12 protein-coding genes are annotated in these 25,943 nt (G+C 59.8%); 4 read left to right on the forward strand and 8 right to left on the reverse strand.

The features are described 5' to 3' along the window. Positions 1–87: 87 nt before the first annotated feature. The 4 genes from ACFPM8_RS06150 to ACFPM8_RS06165 form a co-directional block, all read right to left on the reverse strand. Positions 88–495: a hypothetical protein gene (locus ACFPM8_RS06150; RefSeq protein ID WP_378996088.1), complete on the reverse strand. Its 408-nt coding sequence runs from the start codon at positions 493–495 to the stop codon at positions 88–90. A gap of 24 nt (positions 496–519) precedes the next feature. Continuing rightward, a complete protein-coding gene (locus ACFPM8_RS06155; protein WP_378996090.1) occupies positions 520–870 on the reverse strand; it encodes a hypothetical protein in 351 nt (116 codons plus the stop codon). Positions 871–872: 2 nt separating this feature from the next. Continuing rightward, the gene (locus ACFPM8_RS06160) at positions 873–11,312 is read right to left on the reverse strand and encodes a two-partner secretion domain-containing protein (RefSeq protein ID WP_378996092.1); all 10,440 of its coding nucleotides are present in this window, start codon (positions 11,310–11,312) and stop codon (positions 873–875) included. A gap of 199 nt (positions 11,313–11,511) precedes the next feature. Beyond that, positions 11,512–13,302 (reverse strand): ShlB/FhaC/HecB family hemolysin secretion/activation protein, encoded by a 1,791-nt coding sequence (locus ACFPM8_RS06165; RefSeq protein WP_378996094.1) that lies wholly within the window; start codon positions 13,300–13,302, stop codon positions 11,512–11,514. 242 nt (positions 13,303–13,544) lie between these two features. Between ACFPM8_RS06165 and ACFPM8_RS06170 the strand changes: the two genes are divergently transcribed. After that, a complete protein-coding gene (locus tag ACFPM8_RS06170) occupies positions 13,545–14,558 on the forward strand; it encodes a hypothetical protein (RefSeq protein WP_378996096.1) in 1,014 nt (337 codons plus the stop codon). 85 nt (positions 14,559–14,643) lie between these two features. On the opposite strand, the gene ACFPM8_RS06175 is transcribed toward ACFPM8_RS06170, so the two are convergent. From ACFPM8_RS06175 to ACFPM8_RS06185, 3 genes are all read right to left on the reverse strand, one after another. Next, positions 14,644–17,055: a penicillin-binding protein 1A gene (locus ACFPM8_RS06175; protein ID WP_378996098.1), complete on the reverse strand. Its 2,412-nt coding sequence runs from the start codon at positions 17,053–17,055 to the stop codon at positions 14,644–14,646. 153 nt (positions 17,056–17,208) lie between these two features. Beyond that, positions 17,209–18,033: an alpha/beta hydrolase gene (locus tag ACFPM8_RS06180; protein ID WP_378996099.1), complete on the reverse strand. Its 825-nt coding sequence runs from the start codon at positions 18,031–18,033 to the stop codon at positions 17,209–17,211. A 229-nt stretch (positions 18,034–18,262) separates the two neighbouring features. Then, the gene (locus ACFPM8_RS06185; RefSeq protein ID WP_378996101.1) at positions 18,263–20,341 is read right to left on the reverse strand and encodes a TonB-dependent receptor domain-containing protein; all 2,079 of its coding nucleotides are present in this window, start codon (positions 20,339–20,341) and stop codon (positions 18,263–18,265) included. Positions 20,342–20,591: 250 nt separating this feature from the next. Between ACFPM8_RS06185 and ACFPM8_RS06190 the strand changes: the two genes are divergently transcribed. Then, complete coding sequence (locus tag ACFPM8_RS06190) at positions 20,592–20,825, forward strand: CCDC90 family protein (protein WP_378996103.1); 234 nt, start codon at positions 20,592–20,594, stop codon at positions 20,823–20,825. A 401-nt stretch (positions 20,826–21,226) separates the two neighbouring features. Continuing rightward, positions 21,227–22,129: a LysR family transcriptional regulator gene (locus ACFPM8_RS06195; RefSeq protein ID WP_378996105.1), complete on the forward strand. Its 903-nt coding sequence runs from the start codon at positions 21,227–21,229 to the stop codon at positions 22,127–22,129. Positions 22,130–22,257: 128 nt separating this feature from the next. Here the strand turns inward: ACFPM8_RS06195 and metE are convergent, their stop codons facing one another. Then, positions 22,258–24,546 carry a 5-methyltetrahydropteroyltriglutamate--homocysteine S-methyltransferase gene (gene metE, locus ACFPM8_RS06200; protein ID WP_378996107.1) on the reverse strand — a complete coding sequence of 763 codons (2,289 nt, stop codon included), beginning with the start codon at positions 24,544–24,546 and terminating at the stop codon, positions 22,258–22,260. A gap of 241 nt (positions 24,547–24,787) precedes the next feature. Here metE and ACFPM8_RS06205 point away from each other — a divergent pair, with 241 nt between their 5' ends. After that, positions 24,788–25,708, forward strand: coding sequence for a LysR family transcriptional regulator (locus ACFPM8_RS06205; protein ID WP_378996109.1), 921 nt, complete (start codon positions 24,788–24,790; stop codon positions 25,706–25,708). The last annotated feature ends 235 nt before the right edge of the window (positions 25,709–25,943 follow it).

The raw sequence follows: 25,943 nt of genomic DNA on the forward strand, positions 1-25,943 counted from the left end.
CGCAAACTGGTTGCCCGCTGTACAGAATCATTAATAATTAATAGAACATCACCGGCCTATGAGTGCTAACGTGTTTAAAACAACAAACTACGAGATCGCTTTACACCCCTCCATTCCTACCGAGCGCAAAGCATTCGCCAACTCGTCAGAATAGTCAAAATAGCCTCTGGAATTAATTTCTTTATCAGAAAGAATGCCGCCTACAAATTCCGAAACAGTTTTTTGAAATTCCTGAAGGGCAAGCGGTGTTTCAGCCGACAATTCTAGGACGAAGGCATCACCAAGTTCATTCGCTGGCAATCCAAATAAGATAAAGGTCATACCCGACTGTTGCGCGACAAATGCTGGCACCTCCTCGAAGCGTCCCGTCTCTTCTCTCTCGAAGCTAAGACCACCCAATACACCCTCCAGTTGGATAGCCAGGTCTTCTAGAGGTATATCAATGGGAAACTCCACTGCGGCATGTATATTGTTCATCAAAGTAGCATCCATCATTTATTTTTATTGTCAGCACAAACTTTAAGGCAAATATCTATGATCTTTAATTACTAAAGGCTCAACCACCTCTTTCCATACATTTTCACCCCATTTTTGCCAATCAGTTGGGTTATCTAAATCAATAAAATAATCACGAATGGCTTTAATTGCCACATTAAAATCTTGGCCGCTGAGTGCCATAAAAGAATATATTTTTTGATATATCCATTCCTCACTTTTTATACTTTCGAGTATTGCACAGTGATCCTTTAATGCCTCATTGAGCATGTCACCAAACGCATCCCATGCGGTACTGTTTGTACTATCACCAGATAAATTTTTCTCTGAACTGGGAAGAGCAGGATCAACTAATCCAATAATTATGTAACTCATCTCTACCTCACAATAATAATTTTATTCTGCTGCGACCTTGGTAAGGTCTTCACATAATCCAAGAATATCTTCTGATTTTCTGGTGCCAGCACCCGAAAATCAACAGGCACAAAATCAGCTTTAGACAAATGGTCTTGAATAACTTTTTGACCAGAACCTGCTTCCATATTTTTTGCGTAGTATTTATTGAGTCCTTCAATCTCTTTTTGGGTAAGGTTATCTGTCGTATACATTGCATCAACAGTTTTACCTGCATTAGGCCCTGAAGTAATAACAAAATCTGGTGACTTGCCGGTCATACCTGCAGAAGGTGAATAACGTTCCATTTGCCCTAATGACGACTCTAGCTGTGCCGCCACCGCGGACTCTGCAGGCTTGACCTTGCCGCTACCACCTATATCGGGCGAATTTAGTCGTTGCTGTGCATCGAGCGGTGTGGATTTTATTTCTGCTTCTAACAACGAATCAGAATTCCGTATCAATGTACCTTCTCTCGCTACATTATTTACCACCGCACCAGCTTCAGAAAGCCCCGCTATTGCCTTCACAGCCCCAGCCAGTCTCCCCACCCCTCCAAAGACTCCCGAAAATATATTGAAATCCCTCTCTTGCTGATGAGCGAGCGCGTCCTGATAAGCCTTTGTTCCCGGATCGTCAATCGCATAAGCAATCGGGTCGCCATTGGTGCAACCGGCAGCCGGACAAGTGGCCGCAAGCGGGAAGTACGCTTTGCCATCCACCACGGTTGATATCCGGTGCGTTCCTTGCGGTGCCGCTGGCAGTCCGTTGCCGTTGCTGGTTTGCGCTTGCGTCGACCCGTTGAAGAAATAGCGGCTGCTTTTGCCGCCGGTCTGGTCAACAATAAAGTTCATCAGATCTTTAGTTGGCGCCGTTGGCAAGCGTTCAATGCAAGCGGTCCCGCTCTGGCCATAGCAATCAAGCGCAACTGGCGCGTTTTGCCGTTGATTATCCTGCATCGACAAATCTGCCGATGTGGGATTCAGCGCTTTGCCGTTGACATACGTTTCCTGCATATCGGCGGCCACGATCACTTTGCCGTTCTGATCTTTCAAGCCGCTGCGTCGCAGCGCGTCGAGAATTTCTTGTTCGGTGTATGGCCCCTTCTTGGCAAGTTCCTTGGCAGTCGCCTTGTCTCCCTGATGCAATTGCCGGTTATTCGCTTCCACATTCAAACCGGCCGCCGCACCAGCACCGCCGCCGACGATCCCGCCCAGCACCGTCGCCGTCACCTGCGCCAGTCCCTGCTTGATCCCTTTCGGCAGATCCATATCGTCGATCGCAGCGCCGACCGTTGCCATGGTTGTGGTCGAAGTCAGTGCTCCGGCAGCGCCCTGCAAGCCGCCGGTCAGTGCACCGGTCGCCGTGTGCAGCGCAACCCGATAAACGCCGCCTTCGGCCCACTTGTCGGCTTCGGCATTGAGCGCGGCAGCTCCGTCCTTGTCGCCGTTGTCACTGCTTTGTCTGGCTTGGCGTCTGAGCACATCTTCCTTGTCGGTCGCATATTTGCCAATCTCCTTGGCCGCCAGTTGTCCAAACGCCGCCGTGATCTGCACTTGCGCCTTCACATCGTCATTCAGCTTCTGGCCGTCCCAGTCTTTGACAATGGCATTGCTGTTGTCCTTGCCGGTGCTGATATCACGCTTAATGCTGGCGACCGTTTGTTCCGCCGTGCTGCCGGTTTTAGCTTGCTGTGCTGCGTCGTCAGTGATCGCAATCACGCCGCCGCTGATGCCGCTAGTGGTCGTGCTACTGGAACTGCCGCTGCGGCTGCCGTAGCCAGCCGCGGTGCCTTGTTTCTCGTCCTGGAAGGTCTTGATGCTCGGACCTTTATTCTCGGCCTGCTGGCCGTCGGCCGATTGGCTGCTACCGTCCGCCGCCTTGCTGCCGCCCCCCTTTTTATCGCCACTGCCGCTGACACTGAAACCGCCGCTCAGCCCCAAGCCACTAGCGTGGAAATCGCTGTGGTTCTGCACCTCGCTCTGCGTCAGCGTCTTGGTCGTCAAACTGTTCTTGTTGTCCGCCACCGCCTGCTCGCTGCTGGCAATCGCCGCCCCCTTCAGATCGGTATTGCCACCGACCTTGACCTGGAACCCGCCATCGCCAGCCGCAATCCCGGATTGCTCGCCGACGCTGGCGAAGTCGCCGTTGACCTTGCTGGTATTGAAATTGCCGCTCGCCGCAAACCCATAGCCGACAGTGACGCTGCCGCCGATGCTTTGGTCCTTGCTCTGGTATTTGCTGGTGTCTTGCAGGCTCTCGATATTCAGATTGCCGCCGACATCGGCCTTGACCGTGTTGCCGCTGACGACGCCGCCCTTGATGTTGGTGTCGGCCCCGGATGCCAGCGTCAAGGTATTGCCTGCCGTGACGTGCGTATTGCTTTGCGTGACGTCGCTGCCGTCTGCCTTGCCGCGGCTGCCGGCGGCGTTGGCGGTGATGCCGAACGACATGCCGTTCGATCCGAATGTGGCGGCGATGCCGACTGCGGCGCTGCTGGACGAGTTGCTGCTCTTTTGGTCGCTAGTGCTTTGCGCCGCTTGCAAATTAATGTTGCCGTCCGCCTTCAGGCTGGCGTCCTTGCCGGCGCTGAGGTCGCTGCCGAACACGCTGAGGTTGCTGTCCTTGCCGCCGCCGGTGGCGAGGATCTTCAGGCTGTTGCCGGCGGCGACGCTGGAGCCGACTGCGGTGCTATTGCGTTGCGTGTTTTCGCTATCGCTGCGGCTGCTACCGACCGTCAGGCTGACGGTCACTTCCGGATTGGCCGCCGCTTGCGCGACGTCGGCCGCGGCCTTGATCGCCAGCACCAGCGCCAGCAGCTTCATGCGTGGGTCGTCGGTCTTCTTGGCGGCGTTTTGCATCGCCTCGATCGACTGCGCGGCAGTGATGATCGGGCTGCTGACGCCGAGCGACAGGCCGCTCGATTCGGTATGGGTCCGGTTGATTTGCAACGCGCTGTCGAACGCGCTATTGATCTCTACCGTCTTGGCGGCGATGTCGATATTGCCGGCGGGCGCGACGACCCGGCTGCCGGTCTGGCTGTAACGCTCGCCGGCGCTGATGCTGAGGTTGCCGCCGGTGGCGCCGAGCACGCTGCCGGTGTTGGTCACTGTCTTCAGCGTGTTCTGGTTGTCTTGCTCGTTGCTGCCCCAGCTGAAGCCGCCGCTGCTGTAGACGCCGGAGATTTCTTCTCTTCTTGAGGCGAGCTTGTCTGAGGTGCTTTGTGCGGTCGCGATCTTGACGTCGTGGCCGGCCGTCAGTGACACGTCCTTGCCGCCGACGACGTTGCTGCCCTGGACCGTCAGGTCGTGGCCGGCGACCAGGCTGACGCTGTCGCCGGACACGGTGCTGGCTTCGGCCTGTTGCAGCGTGCTGCGGTTGCTGATGGTGGTGCTTTTGGTCGATAGCGCATCGCCGGTCTTCACAAAACTTTCCTGCACTGCGCTGTGCTCGGTGCTCGCGTTCTGGATCGTGATGTCGTGCTTGGCCGCCAGCGCGATTTGACCGGTTTGGGTGCTCAGGTAAGCGCCAGTCAGTGTGATGTTGCCGCTAGCGTCAGCGGTTTTATTGGCGTTGTCGCCGTTACCCGCAGCGCCGCTGGCCTTGACCGTCAGATTGTTATTGGCGCTGACGTTGCCGCCGGCCAGCGCTTCGTCGCTGCTGGCGTTCCGGTAGTAGTCCTTTTTGCCGACTGTCTGCACGTCGCTGGCGACGCTGTCCTTGACTGCGGCAATGGTGACGTTGTTGCCGGCGATGACGGCGTTGCGGCCGGCGCTCAGGTTGGCCCCGCTCAAGTTGACATCGCCCTGCCCGGCTACCAGCGCCAGGTCGTTGATGGCGTTAAACCCGGCCAGCTGGTGCGTGGTGTTGCTTTCCTTGATGTGGGTGCTGCGCCCTTCGACCCGGTTGGCCTGGCCGTCATCGACGCCGACTTGATTGACTGCGATCTGGTAATGCCCGGCGACTGCGCTGACTTTGATGTCGCGTCCGGCCGTCGCGATCAGGTTGCCGCCGCTTGGATTGGCTTCGCTGGCGCTGCCGGTGGCGCTGACTTGCGCGCCTTGCGCGATCAGGTCGCGCATCGCATCCAGCCGCACCGAGCCGCCCTGCACCGTGGCGAGGCGGTCGATGTTGGTGCGGGTGCTAGTGCCTTGCGCGTTGGCGGTCGCGATGGTGCGGGTTTGCAGAACGATGTCGCGCCCGGCCAGCAAGGCCACGGTCGAGTCGATGCCGGTGCCCTGGATCACGCCGGACAGGTTAGTCAAATCGTTGCGGGCGCGGGCGACGATGTCCTGGCCGCTGATGCGGCCGCCCTGGTTCAGCAGGTCGTGGCCGGCGTCCAGCGCGGTGCTGTGGTCGGCGGCGATGCTGCCGCTGTTGACCAGGTCGTGCTCGGTCTGGATCAGCACGTCGCTGCCGGCGATCAGCGCGCCGCTGCGTTGCAGGTCGCCGTCTTGCGCACGGCGCAGATAGACCTGCGGCACCAGCACTTGCTGGCGGCTGCCGTCGGCCAGGGTCACCGTTTGCGGCGCCAGCCACACGATGTCGGTGGTCAAGTTCGCCATCTGTTCGGCCGACAGCGCAACCCCGGGCGACAGTTGGTATTGCCGGGCGAACGCGACCCCGGCGTTCATCAGCGCCTGGTATTCCTGTTCGGTGCTGGCGTAGCCGCTCAAGTAGCGGCGGCCGGTCAAGGCCAGGATCTGGTCGTTGATCAGTTGCTGTTCATAGAAGCCGTCGCCGTATCGCTTCAGGTTGCGCGACGGATCGCGGTTCAGCGATTGCAGGAAATAGTCGCTCGACAGGAAAGTGCGCTGGCTGGTGAAGCGCGGATCGGTTTCCACCAGATAGCGCGCACCCGGCTCCGCATGGATCACGAACAGGCTGCTGTTGGGCACGGTCAGGCGCGGCGCGCTGGTCAGGATCAGGTCGCGTGCGTGGGCGCCGCTGCCGTGGGCTTGTACTGTCTGGATCAGCGGCAGCGTGGCGGCGATGTTGCTGGCTGCGGGACCGGCGGCCAGGACCGCATCGACCGCTTGCACTTTGACCGTGCGGCTGTTGCCGCTGGCGGCGCTGACCGCGCCGGCTGTCGTGCCGTCCGGGTTGCTGGTGGCGACCGTCAGATCGCGGCTGGCGGTCTGGTTGGCGTATTGCTGATAGCGCACGGTCGGCAGGTCGACGCTGATGACCTCGGGCGCCTTGTCGTAGTTGTTGATGGCGTCCCACTCGCGGCAATGCCTGTTGCCCAGGGTGCCGCAGCTTTCGACGTGGGTGAATTGCACGGTGCCGCTGTAGCTGGTGCTGTTGACGCCTTGGGTGGCGCGGTTGATCACGTCGGGGCCGATGATGCGGTTGACGCCGCCGGCGACGATCTGGCTGTCCTGGTTGAGGGTCGAACCGGTCAGCGTGATGTTGCCGCCGGCCAGAATTTGCGCCGGGGCGCTGCTGACGACTTCGGTATGGCTGGAGGTGGCCGCGACCTTGTACCACAGATAGTCTTCGAACTTGTCCAGCCGGTTGTCTTCGGTGACTGCGGTGTTGTAGCTGCTGAGCTTGGTTTCCAGTTGGTCCAGCGCCGCCTGATAGCCGACATCCCACGCGGCATAGTCGCTGCGCCATTGTTTGCAGGCAGCCGAGTCGATCGGCACGGTGCTGCCGCTGTTGCCGTCATACGTCGAACAGCTGCCGGGGCCGTTCGGCTCGACCGGGAACGCCGACGCCACCGGGGTCACGCCAAAACGGCTGAAGACCGGGTCGTTCCATTGGTAATTGACGATCGTATAGCCCGGTTGGCAGGTCTGCGAGTCGCCGCCGCCGCTGCAGATTTCCGGCATTTTGGTGCGGGCGCTGGGGACGTTGCTGCGCTGGCCGTATTTGTCCGGATGCACCATGCAGCCGACTTCGTCCTGACCGCCGCCGACGCCGATGCATTGTGAGGCCGGGTATTTGGTGGTCGAATCTTTCGGCTGGATTTGATCCTGGTTGATTGTCGGATCGGTCACCAGCTTGGTCCGCAGGTGGTTGTCGCGGTTGACGATGTTGACCGCGTTCAGGCTGAGGTCGCCTTGCGCCTCGATCCGCGCCGAGGCGTTCAGGAAGTTCTGCATGCTGCCTTGCAGCTGGCCGTTGGCGCTCAGGCTGCCGCCCAGCCCCATGTCTTTCAAGCTGTAGATCAGGCCGCCTTCGGTGTTGTTCAGGTTCTGGACGCCGATCAGCAAGGTGTTGCGGGCGGCGATCACGCCGGGGCCGAAGTTGTTCAGGGTGCCGCCGCCGATAGCCAGCAGGTCGCCGTAGATCCGACCGCTGTTGTTGATGGTGCCGGCGCGGATCGTGGTGTTGATGCCGTCGATCAAGCCGCTGCCGCTGTTGGTCAGGGTGCCGCTCAGGTTGAGATTGGTGGTCTTGGCGCTGATCTCGCCGGTGTTGTTCAGGTTGCCGGTGTTGGCGGTCAGCGTATCGCCTGCGGTCAGGGTGCCGCTGTTATTGATGTTGTTGGCGTTGATGGTCAGGTTTTGTTGCGAGGACAGCAGGCCGGTGTTGTTGTAGTCGCCGTTGACGTTGAGCGTGACTTGCTTGCCGGAGGCGATGGTGCCGCCCAGGGTGTTGCTGCTGGTGGTGATGGTGGCGCTGTTGTCGCCGACGATCTGGCCGCCGGCATTGTTGAGGCTGGTGGCGTTGACGGTCAGGCCTTGTTTGGCGCTCAGCACGCCGCTGCTGTTGTCGAGACTGGCGGCGCCCCGGGTCACGGTGACGGTCACATCGCGGCCGGCTTTGATGCTGCCGCCGGCATTGTTGACGGTGTCGGCGGTGGCGCGGATATTTTTAGCGCTGATATTGCCGCCGCTTGCACCGAGCTGACGGTTGTCCAGATTGCTTGCAGTCAGCGTGGTGTCGCCATTGGCGCTGATGCGGCCGCCGCGATTGTCCAGCGTGCTGCTGGCGCTCAGATCGAGGTCGCCCAGTGTCTGCACCAGACCGCCGCTGTTGAGGATGTTGGCGGCTGTGATTGTGCTGTTGAGGTTGCCGACAATTTGGCCACCGACAGTGTTTAGCGCACGGTTATCCAGGTCGCCCGCGGCATGCAGCGTTTGCTGGCCGTTGCTGGCGATATAGCCGGCCTGGTTGTTGATGGCCCCGGCTTTGATATCCAGGCTGCCGCCGGCAACGATGCCGCCGCTGCTGCCGCTATTGCTATTGGCGATGCTGAGTCCGTGGCTGTCGATGCTGGCGTTGCCGACCGACTGCAGCAGGCCCTGGGTATTGTCGAGCGCGCCGGTGGCGGCAGTCAGGTTGCCGGCGGCGACGATCTGGCCGCTGCGATTGTTGAGCGCGGCGGTGGTCAGGCTGAGGTCCTGGCCGCTGATGGTGCCTTGTTGATTGCTGGTGTCGCCGGCGCTGATGGTGGTGTTGCCGGCGGCCTGGATTTTACCGTTGTCGTTGGTGAGTTTTTGGTTGCCGGTGGCGACGCTGGTGTTGGCGGTGAGCGAGGCCATGGTGCCGCCGCTGTTGTCCAGCTGTGCGCTGTTGATGGCGAGCGTGCCATTGGCGACGATTTTGCCGGCATGGCTGTTGTTCAGCGCCTGTCCGTGGGTGTCCAGGGTCAGGCCGGAACCGCTGGCGATGCTGCCGGCGGCATTGCGGATTTCGCCTGATTGCACGCTCAAGGCCTGACTGCCGATGATTTGGCCGCCGGCGTTGTTGAGCAATCCCAATCCATTGGCGAGTTGCAGGCTGGTTTGCTGCTTGGCGCTGATGGTGCCTGCGCTGTTGTCCAGGGTGCTGGCGCTCAAATTGATATTGCCGTTGCTGACGATTTGTCCGCGCAGGTTTTGAGCGGTGCCGGTGCTGGTCAGCGTTACCGCGTTGGCGGCCGACAGCGCGCCGTCGCTGTTGTCGATGCTGGCTGCATGTATCGCCAGCGTGTTGTTGGCGGCGATCCGGCCGCGCTGGTTGGCGACACTGCCGACATTGAGCGTGATGCCGTTGCTGGCCTGGATAGCGCCGGCCTGGCTGGACAAGCTGCCGCTGCCCAGTTCCAGGCGGACATTGCCGGCGTTCGGATTTGCATTGAAGGCGACGATGCTGGAACCGTCGTTGTTGAGGCTGGCGGCGCGGATGCTCAGGTCTTGTCCGCTGGAGACAGTGGCCGCTTGCGCGCCGTCCACATTGCTGGTCATGGCGCCCGACTGGATAGTCAGATTGCCGTTGGCCAGCAAGCGGCCGCCGCTGTTGTTCAGGGTCTGGCCGGAAGTGTCGAGCGTCAGCGCGGCGCCGGAGGAAATCTCGCCGGCACGGTTGTTCAGCGCCTGCGATGTGACGCTGGTGCCGCTGGCGCTGGTGATCAGGCCGCCGGCATTGCTGGTTGCGCCTGCATTGACCGTGACGCTGGCGGCGCTGGAACTCAACACGCCCTTGCTGGCGCCGATCGCATCGTTGTTCAAGGTGCCGGTGGTGACGGCCAGTGCATCGCGCGCGATCACCTGGCCGCCGTTGTTGATCAGGCTGCCCGATTGGATCACGGTGTTGCCGGCTGGCGTGCCGGCGCTGTTGCCCGAACTGATGCTGCCCTGGGTATTGTCGATGGCTGCACTGGCGTTCAAGGTCAGACTGCCGCCCGCAATGATTTGTCCGCGGCGGTTGTCGAGTGCGCCGGCGCTGAGGTCGAGGGCGGCGTCCGAGACGATGGTGCCGCCGCTGTTGTTCAATGCTGCGCCGTTGGCATTGACGCTCAGTCCGGTTTTGCCGGACAGCGTGCCGCTCTGGTTGTTGATGGCTTGCGCGCTGGTGATGCGGGTCGCGAGATCGCTGGCGATCAGGCCGTTGTCGTTCAGCAGTTGCCCAGCGTTGAGCACGACTGCACTGCTGCCCATTAATTTGCCGCCGCTGTTGTCTACGGTGCCGGCCGTGGTCAATGCTAGCTGGCCCTTGGCGGCGAGCACGCTGCTGCCGGCGTTGGCGATTGATGCGCCTTGCAGGGTGACATTTTGGGCTGCTTGCCAGATGCCGTTGCTGTTGTTCAGCTGGCCGCTGGCGCTAGCGTCGAGGTTGCCGCCGGCAGCGATGCGGGTATTGGCGGCCTGTAGATTGCCGGCGCTGGCGTGCAGATGGATGTTCTGGTCGGCGCTGATCTGGGTGCCGCTGAGTATCTGGCTTTGGGCTTGCAGGCTCAGGTCGCCGGCGGCCAGCAGTTTGCCGTTGGTGTCATTCAGGTCGGTGGCAGTCAGGATGAGCGCGCCGCCGCTGGAAATGGTGCCGCTGTTGCTGCTGTTTGCGCTGGCCGTCAACGCCATGCTGTCGGCACTGCGCTGCAGCAGCATGCCGCTGTTGGCGATGCTCGCTGCATTCAGCGTGACTTGGCCCTGGGAATCGAGCGTGCCCTGTTGCGCCAGATTGGCTGCGGTCGTGATCCGGGTGCTGCCGCCGCTTTGGGTCTGGCCGGTGAGCGTGGTGTTGCCGGCGGCGGCGAGCTGGATATTTTGTTTGGCGTAACTGTCTTTCAGGGTCAGGTCGCCATTGGCGGACAGGATCAGGTTGCCTTGCAGGGCGGCCACGCGGCCCGTGCTGTTGACGCCCAGGCCCTGTTCGGTCGAGGTCATATACACCTGGTTGGCGTACATGCCGCCCAGGTCTTTGATGTCGATCGCAAAACGCGGCGCGGCGCCTGCGCCGGCTTGCGGCGTCGCTTGCAGCGTGCCGTACAGCACCTGGTTGGCCCCTGCCAGCACCTGTAAATTATTGGCCCAGACCTCGCCTTCGAACACCAGTCCGCGCGCGATCAGGTCGAGCTGTTCGATATTGCGCGCATTCAAGCCGCCGCTGCCTATGCTTAGTTGGCCTTGATTGACATTGAAGCCGGTCAGCGCACCGCCGGCGCCGAACTGCGGCTGGCCGGTGCTCAGCGTGCCGCGCCCGGTGTTGAGGAAGCTGCAGCCGTCGCACACGATGCCATTCGGGTTGGCGATCACGATGTTGGCGCGCTGGCCGGCGACTTCGATGGCGCCACGCAGTTGGCTGGGGTTGTTGGAGACGACTTCGTTCAGGATGATCCGGGCCGGGGTCGATCCCAGTTGCGGATTGCCGCTGATCCAGCCGCCCAGCTGGGTCTGGCTGTTGCCGCCGCTATTGTTGAGAATCAGGCCGTTTTGATTGACGTTGAATTGGCTGAATTGATTGCGCGAGACGCCGCCGGCGCTGGGCGGCGCGACCAGCACAATCGGCACGCCGTTCTGGGCGGCGTCGATCAGCGGCCGTTGGCCGGCAGGTGCGCTGGTCGCCGGTGCGAGCGGCAGGTTGCCGGCTTGGGCCGGCAGCACCGCGAGTATTGTTTGGAAGAGATAGAACGCGAGCATGGTCCTGGCGGCGCGACGCTTCCATGGTGCGGGGGCGGTGCTTGCGTGGCTAGTCTGAGGTTGATGCGTGTTCATCTCTGTTCCAGTTCTGTTTTGTCTATCGCCTGCAAGGCCGCGCCACCTATGGCGCATCGCTATGCTTGCGATCCGTGTATGACTTACGTAGGGCGGATGAGCGCAGCGTTATCCGCCGTTTTTTAATGCGTCAAACATTGGCGGTACATCCAACGGCGGAAGGCGCTACGCTTTTCCGCCCTACTTCTGGTGGCTCGCTTCAAAACCCGTAGGTCAACGCGACGTACGGATTCACGTGATGGGTCTTGAAGCCTGCCGGTTGATACAGCGGAGTTCCCAGCGATGCGTCCAATTGCAGGGCTTGCCATTTGCCGCGCACGCCGATCGCGGCGCCGGCCAGCTTGTTGCCGATCAGGTTGACCTGGTTTGGCCCCCAGACCCGGCCGAGGTCCAGCCCTGCATAGAGCTGCGTGTCGACGCCGGCGATCAGCTTGGCCGGCATTGCGAGTTCATTGCGCAGGTAGAAGCCGCTGTCGGCCAGCAGCACGCTATTGCCGTCGAAGCCGCGCACGCTGTAGCGGCTGCCGATCGCAATCTGGTCTACCGCCAGCAAGGTGTCGTTGCTGCTCTGGCCGTGCAGCGAGGCGTTGTATTGGAGCGGCTGCGGGCCGATGCTGAACGGCTGGCTGTAGTTGAGATCCAGGCTCCAGATTTGCGGGCGCGTGGTCGGGCCGCCTTGCGGCATATCGTCCTCGGCGTTGAACCACGGCATGCCGCGCCGGTAGCCCAGATCCAGGTCCAGCTCGCCTGCCGCTATCAATTTCTTGTAAGTGACGCCGGCTTCCAGGCTGGTGGTGCGGCGCCGCGACAGCACCAATTCAACATCGTCCAGGTAGCTATTGGCGCGGCGGTTCAGCACGCCGGCGTAGAGGCCGAATTTGGCCGAGGCGGTGCGCACGATGGTGCGGTGCCATTTGAATTCGGCCGTCTCGCTGCTGCCGCTGGAGAGGAATCTGGCGGTGGTTGCCTGCACCATCTGGGCAAAGCGGCTGACGCTGTCGGACAGGGTGAAGGTGTTGTAGCCGAACGGCAGGCTGTAGTTGAAGGCCAGGCTTTGACTGCGATGATTGGCTTCCGGCTGGCTCAGGTTGCTGTTGGCGCTGAGGTTGAGAATATCGTTGATGCCGAGCGGATTGTCGATCGCCAGATAGCTAGCTAGCTGCGCCCGGCCCAGACTTTCGCTGCCGGAATTGTCGACCGTGATGCCGCCGCGGATGCGGTCTTGCAGCGTGCCGCTTTGGCGTTCGATGACGATGTTGCTGGTGTCCGCATCCACTCCCGGCTCGATGCGGGTGGCGACCGTCTGGCTGGGCAGGCGCTTCATTTGTTCGACGCCTTGCTCCAGGTCGCGGATGTTCAGGATGTCGCCCGCGCCGAGCGCCGGCAGGCCCGGGAAGGCATTGCGCCAGGTGCCCCAGTTGTCGTCGGCTGCCGCCGCCGCGGCCGGGTCACCGGACTTGACCATGCGCACGGTTGCGATGCGTCCGACATGCAGGACCAGTTCCAATTTGCCGCTTTGCAGGTTTTGTTGCGGCAGGCTGACGCGTGTGGTCGCATAGCCGAGTTTAATCAGTTTGGCGTCCAGCACCGACGCGATCCGGCTCAAGCCTTGGACGCCAATGCAACGATTCAGGAACGGCAAGGTTTGCTCTTGCAGCCAGCTAAAACGCGAGATGCCGGCACCGGTCAAGGATATTTCCCTGAGCACGAAACAGGGGGATTCCAGCGGCAGCTCGGTTGCAGTGGCGGCGTCCGCTGCCGGACTGAGGACATCGGCCTTGGGCTGAAGCTGGTATTGCTGCTCGCGGATGCGCTCTTCCTGACGCCGCAATCTTTCCTGCGCAGCGCGTTCCTCGGCGGCTCGAACCTCGGGTGTTGCGACTTGCGCAGCGACGTTGTGTACAGCACCGCTTAATATCAGTGCGGCCGATGCTGTTGCAGAAAAAAGCCTACTTCCGCGACGTTTCTCCTGTTGACCCGACTTCCCCATCTCATTGCCTTCTTGCTATTTTTTTGCGAACGGCGATTCTAAGAGGGCCGTTTCACAATGGCAATAAGGGAAAGCTTAAATATTGTTAATTTTCCAAAATACAACACTTCCTACGCAGAACTGGCAAAGCAAGCATCGTCGAAGTCCGCTGGCTCTTTAATGAATTCTTGAGCTTCGTGGCCTGCCACGATCAAGCTGCCTACACTCCGCATTTTTTGAATCAATGCGAGAGGCGGTTTTTCATGAAAGTAAGGCAGTCGGGACTATCGGGTTTTGGAAAAATGCTGGCGGGGCTGGGGGCTTTTGTGTCGCTGCTGGCCGAGGCTCACGTCAAGTGGTTCGTCGGTTTCGACAGCAGCCATCCGCCGCAGGCGATTGCGGAAGTGGCTGGCAATCCGCTGTTCTGGCTGCTGATGGCGCTGAGTGCGGCGGCGGTGTTTCTTGTCACGGCGATCGACAATCGCCTGTCGCCGGCCGACCTGGCGGCGCGTCTTGACGACAAGCTGGGGCGCTATGTCCAGCCGTTCATGCGCTATACCGTGGCGGCCTTCTTTTTTACGCTGGTGCTGAGCTCGCAAGAAATTATCCTGACGCCGGAACTGCACACGCATAACAAGTTGGTCTTCGCGACGCAAATCGCCATCGCCTGCTGCGCGCTGTTCAAGCGGACCGCTTTCCTGGCGGGGGTAGGGATTCTTGCACTGTATGGGTATGCGGTCGCCGAGTTCAATCTGTACCACCTGCTCGACTACACAATCTTTATCGGCATCGCCGCGTTCCTGATGCTGGAGTCGCTGTATAAGGGCAAGCACACGGCGGTCTCGCTGTTCGTGCTGCGGCTGTTTACCTGCTTCACCTTGCTGTGGGGCGCGATCGAAAAATTCGCCTATCCCGATAACTTCTATCACCTGCTGGCCGAAAATCCGCAGCTGGCGTTCGGGTTCAATCCAGAGTTCTTCCTGTTCAGCGCCGGTTTCGTCGAGTTCGTTTGCGCCTATTTCATCTTGTTCGGCCGCTTGTCGTCGAAAGGCGGCATCTTTGTGCTGCTCGGGTTTTTCATTGCGGCGGTGATTCCGTTCGGCATGGTCGACGCCATCGGCCACTTCCTGTTCGCGACCTCGCTGATCGCCCTGCTGGTAACTCGCAATCACTTCGAAGTCGCGCTGCGCGCACGTCACAACGCCGCGCTCTACGTAGCCAAGATCGCGGCGATGTTTGCGGTGTATTACGGGTCTTATGGCTTGGTCATGCGCTGATCTGCGACGATGTTAAATAAAAAGCCGGCAATCCCCATCGCGGGGATTGCCGGCTTTCTTTATTTGAGCAAGGTGTTCTGCGGATTTAATGACCGCCGAATAGCTTGAGGATATTGCTCTTTTCCTCTTCCTCCGTCGGCGCCGGCGCGCCCTCCGGACTCTCGGCGCTGGCGCTGGCATTGCCGTTACCGGCGCCGAGTCCGAGCGAGCCTATGAAGCCGTTGCCCGGCGTCAGGTTATCGAAATAAAGTTCATTGTCGATCCTGGTCACGCCGTCCGGCATCGGCATCTGATGTTCCGGCACGCCGCGCAACGCACGGCCCATGTATTCGGTCCAGATCGGCAACGCCAGTTGCGCGCCGAACTCGCGGCTGCCTAGCGTTCTCGGCTGGTCGTAGCCCATCCATGCAACCGCCACCAGCGAATTCTGGTAGCCGGCAAACCAGCCGTCGAACGCGTCGTTGGTGGTACCGGTTTTACCGGCCAGGTCGGTCCGGTGCAGCGCATTGGTGCCGGCCCCGGTGCCGCGCTGCGCCACCGACTGCAGCAAGCTGGTCATCACATAGCTATTGCGCGCATCCAGCACCCGTGTCGCGTTCTGGCCGGCGACCTGCGGTTCGATCTTGGACAGCTGGTTGCCGCGGGCATCGGTGACTTGGGCGATCAGGTACGGCTGCACGCGGTAGCCGCCGTTGGCCAGGATGGCATAAGCGCCCACCAGTTGCAGCGGCGTGACTTGCCCGGCACCCAGCGCCAATGGCAGATACGGTGGGGTCTTGTCGACATCGAATCCGAAATGGCTGGTCACGAAATCCTGCGCGTACTTGACGCCGATCGCATCCAGCAAGCGGATCGACACCAGGTTTTTCGATTTTTGCAAGGCAGTCCGCAACGGCATCGGGCCATCCGGCTGGTCGTCATCTTTCGGCTCCCACGCATCCTGACCGGGACCGCCCGGATACGACACCGGCGCATCGTTGATGATGGAGGCCGGACCGAAGCCTTTTTCAAGCGCGGCGGAATAGATGAACGGCTTGAACGAGGAACCGGGCTGACGCCAGGCCTGGGTCACGTGATTGAATTTATTCTGGTTGAAATCAAAACCGCCGATCAATGATTTGATGGCGCCGGTTTGCGGCGTCAGCGATACCAAGGTCGCTTCCACTTGCGGCAGCTGCGTGATTTGCCAGCCTTTCGCGCCGTCGATCACGCGGATCACCGAACCCGGCTGGATCCGCACATTCTTGCCGGCTTTGGAACCCAACGCGGAAGCGGCAAAGCGCAAACCGTCGCCGCTGATAGTGATGACGGTGTCGTTGCGCAGCATTGCTTGCACGTGCTTGGCATCGGCTTTGAGCACCACGGCCGGCACGATGTCGTCATTGTCGGGCCTGTCCTGCAACGCCTCTTCGATCGCCTGGTCGCGCTGATCGCCATCCGCCGGCAACTCGATCGAGGCTTCCGGCCCGCGATAGCCGTGGCGCCGGTCGTAATCCATCACGCCCTTGCGCACCGCGTCGTAAGCCGCTTTCTGATCCGCCGCATTGAGCGTGGTGATCACCGTCAGGCCGCGGGTGTAGGTCTCATCCTTGTATTGCGCGTACAGCATCTGGCGCACCATTTCGATCGCGTATTCGGCATGCACGCTGAAGCTATTGCCGTTGGTCTTGACCTGGATGTCTTCGCGCAAGGCATCGTCGTATTGCTGCTGGTCGATGAATTTCAGCTCGAGCATGCGCTTCAGGATATAGGCTTGACGCAGCCTGGCGCGTTTTGGATTGACCACCGGGTTGTAGGCCGACGGCGCTTTCGGCAAACCGGCCAGCATGGCCGCTTGCGCCAGGCTGATGTCTTTCAGGTCCTTGCCGAAATAGCTGCGGGCGGCAGCCGCAAAACCGTACGAGCGCTGGCCCAGGAAAATCTGGTTCATATAGACCTCGAGAATCTGGTCCTTGGTCAAGGCCGTCTCGATCTTGTACGCCAGCAGGATTTCATAAATCTTGCGCGAGTAGGTTTTTTCGCTCGACAGGAACACATTGCGCGCCACCTGCATCGTGATGGTGCTGGCGCCCTGCGAGGCGCCGCCGTGCAGCAGGTCGGTCACGCCGGCGCGCAGGATGCCGATGACGTCGATGCCGCCATGCTGATAAAAGCGCGCATCTTCAATCGCCAGCACCGCTTTTTTCATGTTGTCCGGGATGTCCTGTAATTTGACCAGACTGCGCCGCTCCTCGCCGAACTCGCCGATCAGCACGTGATCGGCGGTATAGATACGCAGCGGCACTTTGGGCCGATAGTCGGTGATGGCATTCAGGTCGGGCAATTGCGGCGCCATCACGACCAGCACATACACCAGCAGCAAGCCGCCGATCACGGCTCCGGCCAGCGCCAGGCCGCCCATGGTGAATAACAGACCGCGCATCAGACTGCCGCCCTGTTTGGCCTTGCCGGACTGACGTTGATTTGATTCTTGGTTTGATTTTTTCGTTGATCGCATAACAATATTCGATGGAAATAGCCCTGTATCCTACAACATGCGCCGTCAGCGACACCCAAATCGGCTGCTTGGGGTCGCCTCCGGAAACGGGTGCGAGCGGTTCGGGGGCGGTGCGGCGATGTGGCACAACCTGAGTTGCAAGCGGAGATCGGCTTAGCGCGACGGTGATTTTGAATTGCTTAAGAGAGACTGGATCATCTGATGCGTGGCCTTGGCGGCAAGTTCCGGCGACTCCATCGGAAACAAATGCCCGCCCGGGATTTTCAGGAAATAGCGCCCGACCAGACGGCGCGTCGCGGCCAGGCCGGCCTGGCGGCACTCGACCGAATCGGTGCCGCCGACAAAGCCGATCGGCACCGGAAAACCGCGCCGGATCGAACGTCCCATATCGTGCGGCACGGTGCGATAGACCGCCGTTTCAATCTCGCGCCGAAAGCGCAAGGTCAGTTGGCCCTGCTCTTCTGCCATCCCATATTGTATGTAGTCGCGCAACACCTCGGGCGGCCAGCTGGCGAACACCGGCTTGGCGGCGAAGTGCTGGTACGCGGCTTCGACGCTGGGCCACAGATTGCGGCGCTTCTCCGAAAAGCGCGCATGCGAAAACAGCCAGTCGATGCCGAACGCTTTGGCGCCCCGCAGCACGCCGGCACGCCAGCCGGCCACCACCGGCGTATCGAGCATCAGCACGCAACGTACCAGATCGGGACGCTGTTGCGCCGCCATCAACGCCAGGCCGCCACCCATCGAATGTCCCAGCAGAATCACCGGCTGGTCGTAGCGCGCGGCCAGTTCGTCGATCAGCTCCTGCACCAGCTCCGGCCAGCCGTCAGTCACCGGATATTGCGGATTGTGCGCATGCATGTCGAGCGAACGGACGTCGTAATCGCTGCGAAGGCAATCCAGAAAACGCCGATAAGTACCGGACGGGAAGCTATTGCCGTGAACAAAGTGCAAGATCGGGTGCTTCGGGGATGTCATAGAGGTCGCAGCGAGGCTGTTTTGATGGGGTCTTATTAAAAGCCCAAAGCAGCCAGTGCGACAAAGAAAATTTTAGAGCGTGGCCTCAGAAGGAGTCATGCTGGTACAGCGAAATCTTGCGTGAAGTAGGGTGGATGAGCGTAGCGTTATCCACCGTTTTTGGATGCGTCAAGCGCAGGTGGCACATCAAGCGGCGGATAACGCTGCGCTCATCCGCCCTACTTCATGGTTAGAAACGCGCGTTCAAGCCCAGCCACAAACGACGCCCTTCATCCACCAACCAATTGCCTTTGACCGTCGCCCGCGGCCGCTCGTCGATGTCCACCACCTTGTCGGTGACGTTCAGCAGCGCCGCATTCAAGGTCAGCATTTTATTGATCGCATAGGACGCGGCCAGATCGAAGGTGGTGGTGGCAGGACGGGTCCGCACGCCGGTGCCGCCATTGCGGTACGCCGCCCAGAACTGTTCGCTGACATAGTTGACCCGGGCAAACGCCGTGACGCCGTCGCGCGGCAGCCAGTCGAGTTTGACGTTGGCAGCATGTTTCGGGGTTTTATCCAGCGGCTGCCCTTTCAACGAACTGCCGTTGAACGCGGTTTCGCCGTCGCTTTCACGGCGCGAATCGGTATAGGTGTAGTTGCCGGACAATTTCCATTGCTTCGCCAGCGGCAAGGTCAAGCCGGCTTCGACGCCCCTGATATTGACCTTGGCGATGTTGTTGTAGGTATATAGCGGCAGGCCGGTAATCGGATCGTTCATGCGCGCATAGTCGCTGACGATCTTGTCCTTGAAATCGTTATTGAAAATCGTCAGGTTGGCGATCACGCCGTCCGGTCCGTCGTAGCGCAAGCCGATTTCCTGGTTGATGCTGGTTTCCGCTTTCAAATCCGGATTGCCGTACAACACGCCGGGCATCGAGGTCGGGCCGCCGCTGGACATCACATAACCTGCCGAACTCTGACGCAGATTGGGTGCGCGGAACGCCTTGGCGACGCCGCCGCGCAAGGTCAGTGTAGGCGCCAGCTGATACACCGCGTAAGCGCGCGGGTTGAAGTGGCGGCCGTATTTGTCGTCATGGTCCAGACGCAAACCGCCGGTCAGCGACAGCTTGCTGGTGACGAAGTATTCATCTTCGGCGAACAGCGCCCACGACTTGCGCGTGATGGAACCAGGATTCATGTAATTGATCGTGGTTCTGCCGATGCGGGTGGGGCTTTCCGCCGCGGTCCCTTCCAATTTATTGTCGCTGTATTGGCCGCCCATCTTGAGCACGTTGCTGGCGAACGGCAAAGTCACTTGGCCGTCCAGGATGGTGTTGGTGATTTTGGGGCTGGCAGTGGCGGCTTCGGCGCCGGCAACGCCGAAGGTCTTGTCATTGAGCTTGCCGATTTCCTGATACAGGCTGAGATCGGTGGTGCCGAAATCCCAACGGCCGCTATGCGATGCCGCCCAGTGGGTGCGCGAGTTTTCGACTTCTTCTTTGCTGTCGTCGACGGTGATCGTTTTGCCCGGGGTATAGGTCCGCTTCAGGTCTTCATGCCCTGCTTCCAGCGTAATGTCTTGATTGGCCGCAGGCTTGATGCCGAGTTTGGCGGTGATCGCGCGCGTATCGGTCTGGCTGGTGCCGTCGACGATTTTGTCTTCTTCGCGGGTATTCAAATTGCCGTACAGCTGGAGTCCGACCACATTGTCCTTGATCGGTCCGGCCAGATAGAAATCGCCTTGGTACTCGTTGCCGAGATTGGATCGCTGTTGCAGCATGGTGCTGGCATTGATCGCCCCGCCCCAGGCTTTGGGCACCTTGCGCGTGATGATATTGATGACGCCGCCGATCGCATCCGAGCCGTATAGCGACGACATCGGGCCGCGCACCACTTCGATCCGTTCGATCGCCGCCAACGGCGGAATCAAGCTCGATTGCACGCCGCCGGTGCCGCGTGAACTGGTCTCGCGCGTGCCCTGGCGCTTGCCGTCGACCAGGATCAGCGTGTATTCGCCGGGCATGCCGCGGATCGAAATGTCTTTTGAATTATTGTCGCCGCCGACAATGCTGACGCCTTCCAGATGGCTGACCGCATCCTGCAAATTATTGAACGGCTGCTTTTCCAGCTGCTCCCTGGTAATCACGCTGATCGTGGCGGGCGCATCCTTGATCTTTTGTTCGTAGCCGGTGGCAGTCACCACCACGGTTTCCAGGGTTGCCTCGCCTTGCGCAAACGCAGGAGTGGCGCTAATCAGTGCACCGCCGCACAGCAGCGGCAACGCTTGGGCACAATGGACGGTCAAGCTTTTCAACTTCAAATTCATAAAAACGATTCCCTTGATATTTATTATTGAATGATAATGATTTGCATTACCATTGTGATTTGCGATTCTGACATGAAAGATCGCTATTTATCAAGAAATATCGTTGCATCGAGTCTTTGCGCGATCTTCTTGATAGCTACAAGGAAGTGCGGCATGGAGTCAAATCAAGAGTTTTTGGTCGGATTACCGGCAGTTGAAAAAATGGTGCTACAAGCAACGTGATAAAATCCGGCGGACAGGAGGCTTGGCTATGGCAACAGTCACATTTGATACGCATAAATTCGTTAAAACGCTTGAGGCTGCGGGTGTGCCTGCATCGCAGGCTGAGGCCATCTCTAACGCAGTTAAAGAAGCGCATGATTCTGCAGAGGTTGCTACCAAGGCGGATTTGCGTGAGCTGGAGCTACGCCTGACCATCAAACTAGGCACCATCGTGGTGGTTGCCCTAGGCGCATTTACCGCACTATCAAAATGGATCGCCTGAGATCGCATTGACGTCGAAGCGCATGAAATAAGTTTCTTGGCATGATCGATTCGTAGTTCATTAAAAGCCGCCCGTTCACAACCGGCGGCTTTTTGCTTTATCGGTGCGCCCTTCGGTCCTCACTTCTCTTTCGGCGCTGCAAAAAAATGATATTGCCGGCGATGCTGATGCAGACACCTATCAGCGCCGCGGCAATCAATATGAAATCAAGCACCATACCCTCCTTCAGTGAAATGTTATGCCTGCTGCGCTGGGATCCAAATAGATTGACCTTCGGCAAGACAAGCGGCAATACTACTTTTTTCGCGTGTAGCTGCAATTGCCTGCAGTCACTGTAGCCGCTTGGACCGGGCCAACGCCAATACCAAATGCGGCGCTTAACCATCTCAAAATGGCATGGAATGATTTCACTTAGACAGCTAAATTATTTTGTCGAGATCGTCGACGCCGGCAGTTACACCAATGCGGCGGAGAGGCTGTACATCGCGCAATCGGCGCTCAGCCGGCAAATCAAGGAGCTTGAAACCTCGATGCAGGTATCGCTGCTGCAGCGCGATTCGCGGCATATCGAATTAACGCAGGCCGGACAGCTTTTTTACGAGAGAAGCAAACGTATTCTTGAGGATTTGGCCGATGCGGTGGTGCAGACCCAGCATGTGAGCAAGGGTGAACAAGGCACGATCAGGCTATTGCATTCGAGTTCGGTCACCTTGTCGGCCGCTATCGGGTCTGCGTTGAACCAGTTGCTGGCGCAATTTCCGGGGGTGTCGCTGGACATTTCCAGGGCCGCCTCGGAGCATCAGGCGCTCGACATCGACGAAGGACGCGCAGATTTCGGTTTGGTACGCTTGCCTATCCTGCGCAAATTCCCGAACATCCTGGTGCAAACGCTGTTTGAAGAAAAGCTGGTGGTCGCGGTATCGAAGCAACACCTGTTTGCACAAAGAACCGCGATTGAGATAACGGAGCTGCGTGAACAGCATTTTGTGTCTATCCCGCACAAGGATAGAGGCGGCTTGAGCTACCTGGTGGCCGAACTGTGCATGCGCCACGGTTTCTTCCCGAAGGTGGCGCGGGCGACCTCGCGCAAATCTTCGCTGCTGAATTTGGTCGAGGCGAATTTGGGGATTGCGATCGTGCCGGAGAGCATGCAGGAAGTGGCGCCGGCGGGGGTGCATTTTCTGGCGCTGCCGGAACGGAAATCGCGGTCTGCCGTGGCCTTGATTTATCGGCGCGAACCGCCGGCCATGATAGGGAATTTCATTGAGGCGTTTTTGCTCCGAATGGATTGTGTTGCCGATTAATGCTCCGTAACAAGATAGGGCGGATGAGCGTAGCGTTATCCGCCGTTTGATGTGCCGCTTGTGCTTGACGCATCCAGAACGGCGGATAACGCTGCGCTCATCCGCCCTACCAAACTCGGTTTAACGCATCACGCGACGTTACGCTCCTGCTCCACCGACTGCCGCAAACGCTTCGCTGCCAGCACCATATTCTCCAGCGCCTCATAAGTCTCCGGCCAGCCGCGGGTTTTCAGGCCGCAATCCGGATTGACCCACAAGCGCTCATCGGGAATCACGCCGCGCGCCTTGCGCAACAGGCGCTCCATTTCATCCACCTGCGGCACCCGCGGCGAATGGATGTCGTAGACGCCGGGGCCGATGTCGTTGGGGTAGGCGAATTGGCCGAAGCCGTCCAGCAACTCCATATCCGAACGCGAGGTTTCGATGGTGATCACATCGGCATCCATCGCCGCGATCCACGGCAGGATGTCGTTGAATTCCGAGTAGCACATATGGGTGTGAATCTGCGTTTCATCGCCGACCCCGGCGGCGCTGATCTTGAACGCGCGCACCGCCCAATCCAGGTAATGCGGCCAGTCGCGCGCCTTCAGCGGCAAGCCTTCGCGGAACGCCGGTTCGTCGATCTGGATCATGCCGATGCTGGCGCGTTCCAGGTCGCACACTTCGTCGCGCAAGGCCAGCGCGATTTGCAGCGCGGTGGTTTCGCGCGGCTGGTCGTCGCGCACGAACGACCATTGCAGCATGGTCACCGGCCCGGTCAGCATGCCCTTCATCGGCTTGGCGGTCAGGGTCTGCGCGAACTGGCTCCAGCCGACGGTCATCGCTTCCGGACGATAGACATCGCCGTAAATGATAGGCGGTTTGACGCAGCGCGAACCGTAGCTTTGCACCCAGCCGTTAGCGGTGAAGGCGTAGCCCCACAATTGTTCGCCGAAATATTCGACCATGTCGTTGCGTTCCGGCTCGCCGTGCACCAGCACGTCCAGCCCCAGCTCCTCCTGCTTTTGCACCACCAGGCGGATCTCGTTGCGCATCTTGTCGAGATAGTCCAGGTGGCCGATTTCGCCGCGCTTGTAGGCGGCCCGCGCCTGCCGGATTTCGCTGGTCTGCGGGAACGAACCGATGGTGGTGGTCGGGAATGCCGGCAGTTGCCATTTGGCTTGCTGTTTGGCGATCCGGGTGTCGAAAGCGGCGGCGCGCTGGGCATCGCCGGCGGTAACCGCAGCCAGACGTTTTTGCACCAGCGGATTGTGGATCCGGGTCGACGTGCGGCGGCTGGCCTGGGCTGCGCGCGAGGCGGCGAATTGCGCTTCCACCGCGGCGGCATTGCCGTTCAATGCCTGCTTCAAGGCGACGATTTCCGCCAGTTTTTGGGTGGCAAATGCCAGCCAGCTTTTCAGTTCTTCATCCAGTTTGTCCTCATGCGCCAGATCGACCGGCACATGCAGCAACGAGCAGCTGGAGCCCAGCCACAGCCGATCGCCCAGCTTGGCCTGCAACGGCGCCAGTTGGCCCAGTACCCGGTCCAGATCGGTGCGCCACAGATTGCGGCCATCGACCACACCCAGCGACAGCACTTTGTCCTGCGGCCAGCCGCTCACAAAGCCGTCGAGTTGATCGGCGCCGCGCACCAGGTCCAGATGCACCCCCGCCACCGGTAGCGCTTGCAGCAGCGCCGCATGTTCGCTCACTTCGCCAAAATAAGTGGTCAGCAGCAGCGGCGGCGCGTTGGGCGTCAGTTGCGCATAGGTCGGCGCAAAAGCGTCGCGCCATGCGTGATCCAGTTCCAGCGCCAGGATAGGCTCGTCGATCTGCACCGATTCAATCCCGGCCAGCTGCAGGCGCTGCAGCAATTGCCGATAGCCGGCCACCACTTGCGGCAACAGATCCAGTTTGTGCGCCAGGCCGGATTTGATCTTGCCCTGATACAGCAAGGTCAGCGGGCCGACCAGCGCCACCTTGACCCGATGGCCGAGCGCGCGCGCTTCGGCGATCTCGTCCAGCAACCAGTCGACGCCGCCGTCGAAGCGGACATCGGCGCTCCATTCCGGCACCAGGTAGTGATAGTTGGTATCGAACCACTTGGTCATTTCCATCGCGAAGTGCTGTTTGCTGCCGCGTGCCAGCGTGAAGTAATCGGCCAAGGTCAACTGTTTGGGATCGAAGCCGAAGCGGCGCGGAATCGCCCCCAGCAGCGCCAGCGTGCCCAGCACCTGGTCGTACCAGGCAAAGTCGCCGACCGTGACGAAATCCAGGCCGGCATCGGCTTGCGCCCGCCAATGACGCGCCCGCAAGGCCGCGCCGGTGGCGCGCAATGCGGCCTCGTCGGAACTGCCTTGCCAAAACGACTCCTGGGCAAATTTCAATTCGCGCTGAGCGCCAATCCGCGGAAAACCCAAAACATGTGCCAATGCCATCTTTATCTCCATAAATAACAAGTTCGATGACGCATGTTGGCTTAGCTTGAATTATGATTCAAACGATAAATACTCAGAATCAACTTGAATTTTACTAATACTCAAACAAAAAGGCGCCTCTAAAACCGTAGCGAGCGCCCCAAGGTCGGAGGGAGAAGCGCAGCCGTACGGAAGTACGGTGAGCATCGCAGCTCCGAGATTGGGGGGCGCAGTAGGTTTTAGAGGTGCCGGAAAGACGGTCATGCAATCGATCCTGGAACTACGCCATTTAAAGACCCTGCACGCGCTGCGCGAAGCCGGCAACCTGCTGCGCGCAGCGACACTGCTGAATGTGACGCAATCGGCGCTGTCGCATCAGATCAAGCAACTGGAAGAACACCACGGCGCCACCCTGTTCGAGCGCAAATCGGTGCCGGTGCGCTTTACGCCTACCGGCGAGCGATTGTTGAAACTGGCCGACGCGGTGCTGCCGCAAGTGGCCGAAACCGAGCGCGACCTGGTGCGACTGGCGCAAGGCGTGGCCGGCCAGTTGCGGATCGCGGTGGAATGCCACACCTGCTTCGACTGGCTGATGCCGGCCATGGATATCTTCCGCAAGCGCTGGCCCGAGGTCGAGCTGGACATCGTCTCCGGCTTCCAGGCCGACCCGGTCGGCTTGCTGTATGAGCACCGGGCCGACGTCGCGATCGTGGCCGAAGTCGATCCCGATGAAAAAGTCGATTACCACGCGCTGTTCAGCTTCGAGATCGTGGCCCTGGTGGCGCACGATCACCCGCTGGCCGGGCGCGACTACCTGGTGGCCGAGGATTTTGCCAGCGACACGCTGATCACCTACCCGGTGCCGGACGATATGCTGGACATCGTGCGCCAGGTGCTGAAACCGGCCGGCATCCAGACCGCCCGCCGCACCACCGAACTGACGGTGGCAATGCTGCAACTGGTCGCCAGCCGGCGCGGCATCGCCACCCTGCCGATCTGGGCCGCACAAAATTATCTGAACCGCGATTACGTAATGGCCAAACGAATCACGGCCAACGGCCTGACCGGCCGTCTTTATGCCGCCTGCCTGCCGGAAGTGTCGCAGCAAGCCTACCTGCTCGACTTTGTCGCCACCACGCGTGAAAGTTGCTATTTGAACCTGTTAAGCGTTGAACTGCTATGAGATGCCATCGATGAATAGTGACAAACAATGACAAAACCCCTTCATATTTTTTATCCTGTTGCCGATATAACGATCAGACACAAATCAAGGACGCCTCTATAAACCGTAGCGAGCGGCCCAAGGTCGGGGCGAGAAGCGCAGTCGTACGGAGGTACGGCGAGCATCACAGCCCCGAGATTGGGTCGCGCAGTAGGTTTTAGAGGTGACCTAAAAGCAGCAGATAAAAAAGATAAGG

Source organism: Paraherbaspirillum soli, assembly GCF_042654985.1.
Classification (GTDB): domain Bacteria; phylum Pseudomonadota; class Gammaproteobacteria; order Burkholderiales; family Burkholderiaceae_D; genus Paraherbaspirillum; species Paraherbaspirillum soli.

Coding starts and splice junctions, on each gene's coding strand:
- ACFPM8_RS06150 (WP_378996088.1), bottom strand. CDS start 495: ATGATGGATGCTACTTTGATGAACAATATACATGCCGCAGTGGAGTTT.
- ACFPM8_RS06155 (WP_378996090.1), bottom strand. CDS start 870: ATGAGTTACATAATTATTGGATTAGTTGATCCTGCTCTTCCCAGTTCA.
- ACFPM8_RS06160 (WP_378996092.1), bottom strand. CDS start 11,312: ATGAACACGCATCAACCTCAGACTAGCCACGCAAGCACCGCCCCCGCA.
- ACFPM8_RS06165 (WP_378996094.1), bottom strand. CDS start 13,302: ATGGGGAAGTCGGGTCAACAGGAGAAACGTCGCGGAAGTAGGCTTTTT.
- ACFPM8_RS06170 (WP_378996096.1), top strand. CDS start 13,545: ATGAAAGTAAGGCAGTCGGGACTATCGGGTTTTGGAAAAATGCTGGCG.
- ACFPM8_RS06175 (WP_378996098.1), bottom strand. CDS start 17,055: ATGCGATCAACGAAAAAATCAAACCAAGAATCAAATCAACGTCAGTCC.
- ACFPM8_RS06180 (WP_378996099.1), bottom strand. CDS start 18,033: ATGACATCCCCGAAGCACCCGATCTTGCACTTTGTTCACGGCAATAGC.
- ACFPM8_RS06185 (WP_378996101.1), bottom strand. CDS start 20,341: ATGAATTTGAAGTTGAAAAGCTTGACCGTCCATTGTGCCCAAGCGTTG.
- ACFPM8_RS06190 (WP_378996103.1), top strand. CDS start 20,592: ATGGCAACAGTCACATTTGATACGCATAAATTCGTTAAAACGCTTGAG.
- ACFPM8_RS06195 (WP_378996105.1), top strand. CDS start 21,227: ATGATTTCACTTAGACAGCTAAATTATTTTGTCGAGATCGTCGACGCC.
- metE (WP_378996107.1), bottom strand. CDS start 24,546: ATGGCATTGGCACATGTTTTGGGTTTTCCGCGGATTGGCGCTCAGCGC.
- ACFPM8_RS06205 (WP_378996109.1), top strand. CDS start 24,788: ATGCAATCGATCCTGGAACTACGCCATTTAAAGACCCTGCACGCGCTG.